Source organism: Mycobacterium sp. E1747 (genome assembly GCF_001667775.1).
GTDB lineage: Bacteria > Actinomycetota > Actinomycetes > Mycobacteriales > Mycobacteriaceae > Mycobacterium.
Window position 1 is genome coordinate 1 of record NZ_LZJI01000043.1, and the last position, 5,047, is coordinate 5,047.

A 5,047-nucleotide genomic window follows, 5' to 3' on the forward strand; every position below is an offset into this window, starting at 1 on the left:
CGCATTCGGCGCCGACCTGCCACGGGAACCCCGTTGACCGATATCAACTTCGACGCGCCGACGGTAATCCGCACCAAGCGCGACGGCGGCCGGCTGTCGGATGCCGCCATCGAGTGGGTCGTCGACGCCTACACCCACGGCCGGGTGGCCGAGGAGCAGATGTCGGCGCTGCTGATGGCCATCTTCCTGCGCGGCATGGACCCCGGCGAGACCGCCAGCTGGACCGCGGCCATGCTGGCCTCCGGCCCGCGGCTGGACTTCCGCGACCTGCCGGTGCCGACCGTGGACAAGCACTCCACCGGCGGCGTCGGGGACAAGATCACCCTGCCGCTGGTGGCCGTCGTCGCCGCCTGCGGGGCGGCGGTGCCCCAGGCGTCGGGGCGCGGGCTCGGGCATACCGGCGGCACCCTGGACAAGCTCGAGGCGATCGCCGGGTTCACCCCCGCGCTGTCCAGCCGGCACGTGCGCGAACAGCTTCTCGACGTCGGCGCGGCCATCTTCGCCGCCGGCGAGCTGGCGCCGGCCGACGCCAAGCTGTACGCGCTGCGCGATGTCACCGCCACCGTCGAGTCGCTGCCGCTGATCGCCAGCTCGGTGATGAGCAAGAAGCTGGCCGAGGGGACCGCTGCCCTGGTCCTCGACGTGAAGGTGGGCTCCGGCGCGCTGCTGCGCTCTTTGGGCCGGTGCCGCGAGCTGGCCCACACCATGGTCGGCCTGGGCGCGGCGCACGGCGTGCCCACCCACGCGCTGCTGACCGACATGAACGCCCCGCTGGGTGCGACCGTCGGCAACGCCATCGAGGTCACCGAGGCGTTGGACGTGCTGGCCGGCGGCGGCCCGCCCGACGTGGTGGAGCTGACGGTGCGGCTCGCCGGCGAGATGCTCGAGCTGGCCGGGATCGACGGCCGCGACCCCGCCGAGACGCTGCGCGACGGCACCGCGATGGACCGATTCCGCCGGCTCGTCGCGGCCCAGGGCGGGGATTTGTCGGTTCCGTTGCCGATCGGTGCGCATTCCGACACCGTGACCGCGGGCCGGGGCGGCACAATGGGCGATATCGACGCGATGGCAGTGGGGCAGGCGGCTTGGCGGCTCGGCGCGGGCAGATCCCGTCCGGGCGAACGGGTGCAGGCCGGCGCCGGCATCCGCATCCACCGCCGTCCCGGCGATCCGGTGGCGCCCGGCGCGCCGCTGTTCACCCTCTACACCGACACCCCGGAGCGCTTCGGCGCCGCGCTGGCCGAGCTGGACGGCGGCTACCGCGTCGGCGACGCGGCACCCGATCCGCGACCGCTGATCATCGATCGGATCGGGACGTGAGAACACCGCTGGGCCTCGAGCAGATCAAGAGGGCGCCCAAGGCGCTGCTGCACGATCACCTCGACGGGGGCCTGCGCCCGTCGACCGTGGTCGAAATCGCCGGGCAGACCGGCTATGACGGGCTGCCCACCACCGACGTCGACGAGCTGGCCACCTGGTTTCGCACCCGGTCGCACAGCGGCTCGCTGGAGCGCTACCTGGAGCCCTTCTCGCACACCGTGGCGGTCATGCAAACGTCCGACGCGCTGCATCGCGTCGCCTACGAGTGCGTACAAGACTTGGCCGCCGACTCGGTGGTCTACGCCGAGATCCGGTTCGCCCCGGAGCTACACATCGACCGGGGCCTGTCGTTCGATGAGATCGTGGACGCCGTGCTGGCCGGTTTCGCCGACGGCCAGCAGGCCTGCGCCGCCGCGGGTCGGCCCATCGTGGTGCGGCTGCTGGTCACCGCCATGCGGCACGCCGCGGTGTCCCGGGAGATCGCCGAGCTGGCAATCCGCTTCCGCGACAAGGGTGTTGTGGGATTCGACATCGCCGGCGCCGAGGCAGGCAATCCGCCGACGCGGCACCTGGACGCGTTCGAATACATGCGAGACCATAACGCGCGCTTTACCATTCACGCCGGCGAGGCGTTCGGGCTGCCGTCGATCCACGAGGCGATCGCCTTCTGTGGCGCCGACCGCCTGGGCCACGGGGTGCGCATCGTCGACGACATCGACGTCCTTCCCGACGGCGAGGTGCGCCTCGGCCGGCTGGCGTCGATCCTGCGGGACAAGCGGATTCCGCTGGAGCTGTGCCCGAGTTCCAACGTGCAGACCGGCGCCGTGAAGAGCATCGCGGACCACCCGTTCGACCTGTTGGCCCGCACCCGGTTCCGGGTGACCGTCAACACCGACAACCGGCTGATGAGCGATACCACGATGAGCCGCGAAATGTGCCGTTTGGTCCAGGCTTTCGGCTACGGCTGGAGCGACCTCGAGCGGTTCACCATCAACGCGATGAAGTCGGCGTTTCTCCCGTTCGACGAGCGGCTGGCCATCATCGACGACGTCATCAAACCGCGGTATGCGGTACTGATCGCAGGCTGACGCCGCTCGCCCGAAATCCGGGAGAGCGGCGCAGCTTTCGGCCGACGGGCTAACGGGTCAGCCGGGTGCCGGTGCGGCGACCGGTCAGCGCTTCGTAGAGCGCGATCAGGACGATGGCGGCGCCCACTCCGATGAAGAACGGGACCCACGCCACCCCGCCGTTGGCGTTGTGGTAGCCGAATTGGCTGGCGGCCCATGAACCGATCAGCCCGCCGACCGCGCCCAGCGCGACGGTCATGAGCATGCCGACATTCTGCCGTCCCGGCATCACGAGGCGGGCGACCAAACCGATGATCGCGCCCACGATGAGGGCGAGGATTATGGATGTGATCACTTCGAGCTCCTGTCGTAGCGGCACCCGGGGTGGGCGCCATCTTTGACGGGACTTCCCCGAATCAGCCGACTTCTAACACAATTCGCAGGAGCTCAAATCAAATCGGAAGCGAGTCCGATGGCGCGCACGGTCCCGGCCAAGTGCATTTGCACCGCGCGCGACGCCCGCTGGCCGTCGCCGTCACGCAGCGCCTCGGCGATCTCGCGGTGCTCGTCGAGGATGGTCGTCACGCGGTGCGGATCGCGCAGCGCCGACTCCCCGATCATCCGCATCTGCCGGTCCCGAAGTGACGCATGGAAACCCGCCAGAATGGCGTTCCCCGACTCGGCCAGGGTGATGGCGTGGAAGGCCCGGTCGGCGTCGAGGAATTCGGGCCAATCGGAGCGCTCGGCGGCGGCGCGCTGCCGCCGAAGCTCGTCCGACAGCCGCTCGAAAATCGCGGCGCACGAGGCGGGCCCGCGCCCCACCACCTTGGCCGCCGCGAACTGCTCGAGGACCAGCCGCGCCTCCATCACCGAGCGGACCTCGTCCGCAGACACGGGGACGACCAGGGCGCCCCGCTGCGGGTACAGGCGCAGCAGCCCCTCCGCCTCCAGCCGCAGGAACGCCTCGCGCACCGGCGTGCGTGACATTCCCAGCGCCGAGGCGACGTCGCCCTCGCTGATCAGCTCCCCGCCCGGGAACGCGCCGGTGAGCACCCGCGTCTTGACGTAATCCAGCGCGCGGTCCTTGGCCGTTCCCGGCCGCGGGTCGATCGTTGCCATCCAGCCTTCCGTAGCTAAGTCGTATCCCAGCAGTGTGGTGACGGTACACCACCGCAAACCTTGACAGGGCCACAACTGAGATACAAGATAGATACGAAAGAAACATGAGACGCAACGACTAAGCCTCGAGCAGGTCGAAGGAGCCCGTGACATGCCCGTCACCGAACCAGCCGTGACCCCGAACTTGGATCCGACGATCCCCGCCCCGATGATCAACGTGGCCGAATACGGCTTCGAAGGTCGTTTCCAGGACTGGGCCTGTGACGCCCAGTACTTCGAGTACTCCAAGGCCGCCAACCCGATCGGCTCGGGCCACGTCCCGCAGGTGCCGGTTACCCGGTTCGATCCGGAGGTCTACACCGACCAGCCGACCGGCGTGATCCCGCTGGATCTGTCCAAGGAACTGGGCGTCGAGACCGGCGCCGCGACCAGCCCCGCACTGCTGGCCAACTTCGTGCGCATCCGCCCGGGCGAGCAGGTCGATACCAGTCCCAACGCCACCTCGCAGCTGTACTACGTGCTGTACGGGCGGGGCTTCGCCGCCGTCAACGGCCAGCTGGTGCAGTGGGAGAAGGGGGACTTCCTGACCCTGCCCGCCGGCACCCACTCGGTGTTCTACGCGGCCACCGACACGGCCATGTATTGGGTGCACGACGAGCCGCTGATGCGCTACCTGGGCGCCGACGCCACCCGGCCGCGGTTCCGCGCCACCAAGTTCCGCCGCTCGGATGCCGTCGCGAAGCTGGAGGAGATCGCGTCGCGACCGGGCGCCAACGAGAAGAGCCGCGTCAGCGTGCTGCTGGCCAACGCCAACCAGGAACAGACGCTGACCATCACCCACGTGCTGTGGGCCATGTTCGGCGTGCTGCCGCCGAACCAGGTGCAGCGCCCGCACCGGCACCAGTCGGTGGCCCTGGACCTGATCCTCGACGCCCCGGTCAGCGGCTGCTACACGCTGCTGGGCACCCGCCTCGACGAGCACGGCGACATCGTCGACCCGACCCGGGTGGACTGGCGCGCCGGCTGCGCGTTCACCACGCCGCCGGGCATGTGGCACGCCCACTACAACGAGACCGACCAGCCCGCACACCTGATTCCGATCCAGGACGCCGGGCTGCAGACCCATCTCCGCAGCCTCGACATCAAGTTCACCCAGCGCCGCGACCTCGTCGCCGGCTGACCCGACGGGAGAGTGCACCGGGCCCACCGGGCGCATAGTGTGGCTGCTCATGAAGCTGCCGCTGCTGGGCCCCGTGTCGGTCACCGGCTTCCAGAACGCGTGGTTCTTCCTGTTCCTGCTGGCCGTTCTGCTGGTCCTGGGACTCTACGTCGTGCTGCAGTTCGCCCGCCGCCGGCGGGTGCTGCGGTTCGCCAACATGGAGGTGCTGGAGCGCGTCGCGCCGGCGCGCCCCAGCCGCTGGCGGCACGTGCCGACGATCCTGCTGGCCACCTCGCTGGTGCTGCTGACCACTGCAATGGCCGGGCCGACGTCCGACGTGCGGATCCCGCTCAACCGCGCGGTCGTGATGCTGGTCATCGAC

At 69.7% G+C, this 5,047-nt stretch carries 6 protein-coding genes; 4 read left to right on the forward strand and 2 right to left on the reverse strand.

The genetic code is table 11. The features are described 5' to 3' along the window. Positions 1-33: 33 nt before the first annotated feature. Entirely contained in the window at positions 34-1,320 is a 1,287-nt protein-coding gene (locus A5695_RS03740) for a thymidine phosphorylase (protein WP_068078348.1), read from the forward strand. After that, the gene (locus A5695_RS03745; protein ID WP_068078351.1) at positions 1,317-2,408 is read left to right on the forward strand and encodes an adenosine deaminase; all 1,092 of its coding nucleotides are present in this window, start codon (positions 1,317-1,319) and stop codon (positions 2,406-2,408) included. Before A5695_RS03740 ends, A5695_RS03745 begins: the two co-directional genes overlap by 4 nt. 49 nt (positions 2,409-2,457) lie before the next feature. Here the strand turns inward: A5695_RS03745 and A5695_RS03750 are convergent, their stop codons facing one another. Both A5695_RS03750 and A5695_RS03755 read right to left on the reverse strand, forming a co-directional pair. Further along, positions 2,458-2,742, reverse strand: a complete 285-nt coding sequence (locus A5695_RS03750) for a GlsB/YeaQ/YmgE family stress response membrane protein (RefSeq protein WP_068078359.1) — start codon at positions 2,740-2,742, stop codon at positions 2,458-2,460. A gap of 92 nt (positions 2,743-2,834) precedes the next feature. After that, positions 2,835-3,506, reverse strand: a complete 672-nt coding sequence (locus A5695_RS03755; RefSeq protein WP_068078353.1) for a GntR family transcriptional regulator — start codon at positions 3,504-3,506, stop codon at positions 2,835-2,837. Positions 3,507-3,657: 151 nt separating this feature from the next. On the opposite strand from A5695_RS03755, the gene A5695_RS03760 reads away from it, so the two are divergent. Both A5695_RS03760 and A5695_RS03765 read left to right on the forward strand, forming a co-directional pair. Beyond that, positions 3,658-4,686: a cupin domain-containing protein gene (locus A5695_RS03760; protein ID WP_068078355.1), complete on the forward strand. Its 1,029-nt coding sequence runs from the start codon at positions 3,658-3,660 to the stop codon at positions 4,684-4,686. A gap of 49 nt (positions 4,687-4,735) precedes the next feature. After that, the coding region (locus tag A5695_RS03765) for a BatA domain-containing protein (RefSeq protein ID WP_197515350.1) at positions 4,736-5,047 on the forward strand (312 nt) is incomplete at its 3' end.

What these genes read in the sequence shown, in the direction of transcription:
- A5695_RS03755 (WP_068078353.1), bottom strand. Translation starts at nt 3,506, where the DNA reads ATGGCAACGATCGACCCGCGGCCGGGAACGGCCAAGGACCGCGCGCTG.
- A5695_RS03760 (WP_068078355.1), top strand. Translation starts at nt 3,658, where the DNA reads ATGCCCGTCACCGAACCAGCCGTGACCCCGAACTTGGATCCGACGATC.